Origin of the sequence: Enterococcus sp. 3H8_DIV0648 (genome assembly GCF_002140655.1) — a bacterium.
GTDB classification, from domain to species: Bacteria; Bacillota; Bacilli; order Lactobacillales; family Enterococcaceae; genus Enterococcus_A; species Enterococcus_A hulanensis.
In genome coordinates, this window is sequence record NZ_NGLG01000001.1 from 2,589,982 (window position 1) to 2,591,747 (window position 1,766).

Annotated in this window: 1 protein-coding gene; it reads right to left on the reverse strand. The window is 35.3% G+C overall.

From position 1 onward, the window contains the following. Positions 1-289: 289 nt before the first annotated feature. On the reverse strand, positions 290-1,396 hold the full coding sequence (locus A5875_RS11910) for a tyrosine-type recombinase/integrase (protein WP_088933794.1): 1,107 nt from the start codon (positions 1,394-1,396) through the stop codon (positions 290-292). Positions 1,397-1,766: the final 370 nt, after the last annotated feature.

The following is a 1,766-nucleotide window of genomic DNA, read 5'->3' on the forward strand; positions in this document are numbered from 1 at the left end:
TTAAGTTGGACCTTTAAATAAGATATGTTCTGATTACTTTTTTCATAGTTTAACCAAAACTATGAATAAACCTCTAACGCCTTATGTACCAAGGGTTAGCGGATCTTAGTGACGGTAAGCGACGGCGTATAAAATGTTTTTAAATAAAAAAAAACTTTTCTTTTAATTTCTTATAAAGGAAATAGGTGGTTTTTAACAAACTCAAAAACAGTAAGCGCTTTCTTGGGTTTTGAAAAAAGAGTGGCAGAATTTTGGGTAGGAATTTTTTAAAATTTTTATACTTATATTTCTAACAGATGGCGGCTTCCATTTGATAGATGACTTCAAAGCGTTGTTCTGTCATCGAGTCTGCGTAGGTATCCAGTGTTAGCTTGGTCGAGCTATGGCCTAGGAGTTCACTGACTGATCGGATATCGCCTTTTGTTTCTATGCAGCGGGTTGCGAATGTATGGCGTAATTGATGGAAGTGGACATTCTCCAAGCCGCATTGTTTTCTGATTCGATGGAAGTGATAGGTGATTAATCGAGGTTCCATCTGATGGTTTTTTGTGGAAAAGACAAATTCTCCTTTCGATTGTTTGCGATGTTTCATTAGGATTTTTTGCAGGTGTTGTCCTATAGGTACGGTTCGTGTACTTGATTCTGTTTTAGTAGAGCCTGTGACTAGCTGTGTTTTTTCTCCTTTATCGGCTAGGTAGACTCGTTGATAGGTCTTATTGACTGTGATCAGATGGCGGTCAAAGTCGATATCTTTCCATTGTAGTGCAGCGATTTCTCCGATTCGTAGTCCTGTTTGTAGAGCTAAATAAGTTGGTAAGCCTGCATCATTCTTTTCGGCTAGAGCTGCTTTCTGTATTTTTCCTTGCTCTGCTCGATTCAAGGCATGAATGGGCTTTTTGGTTTTCTTAGGAAGCTTTAGGGATAGAAAGGGATTTTGTTTTAGGTATTCTTTTTGGATCGCTTCATTCAGGCATTGATTAGTGATTCTTAAAATGACTTTCATCGTAGAGACCTCTAAGCCGGATTTTATCCACAGATTGACTAATTGTTCTCCTGTAGTTTCGGTGAGTTCGTTTAAAGAGAGTTCTCCGATCTGTGGAAAAACGTATTTATTTATTTTGTATTCATACGAACTATAGGTGGAGGACTTTACTTGTTGTTTGACCTCTTTTAGCCAGATATGTCCCCATTCTTCTAAGGAGATACATGTTTCTCCATAGGTTTCTTGCTGGTTTAGATAGTGAGCTTTCATTAAATAGAGCTTTGTTCGTACTTCGTTGTAGATTCTTCCATAGATGTACCCGTATTTGATTTTTCCATTGGGTTTATAGCCTTTTTTATAGCGGCCTTCCCAACGTCCATCTTTTCTTTTGTAAATGTTTTCTCCTCTACGCATAATAACTCTCCTTCTGACGGTTTATTTGACGGTAAATAATTAGGAATTAATTTGATTCGACCTTACTTCTAACCCTTTCAATCGAGAACGCGTGTTTTAAAATGATTACATTTATTCTTTTTTAGTGATTTTAATAAAAGATATTGATTATTCTTCTCCTATATTTTATAATTAATACAAATCAAATCATTTTTTTACTGAAATACTTAGGTTAGAAAAATGAAATTATTCATAGTTTTGGTTAAACCATGTAATAATCTATACATTTTTAATGTAATTATCAACTATTTACACTCCTTATAAATAAAGACATCTTCTCGAACCCGCCGAGAAGATGTCTTTATTTGTTCATTAACCAGTATTTATATCC

Excerpts from the sequence above, each read along its gene's own strand:
- A5875_RS11910 (WP_088933794.1), bottom strand. The coding sequence starts at position 1,396 with ATGCGTAGAGGAGAAAACATTTACAAAAGAAAAGATGGACGTTGGGAA.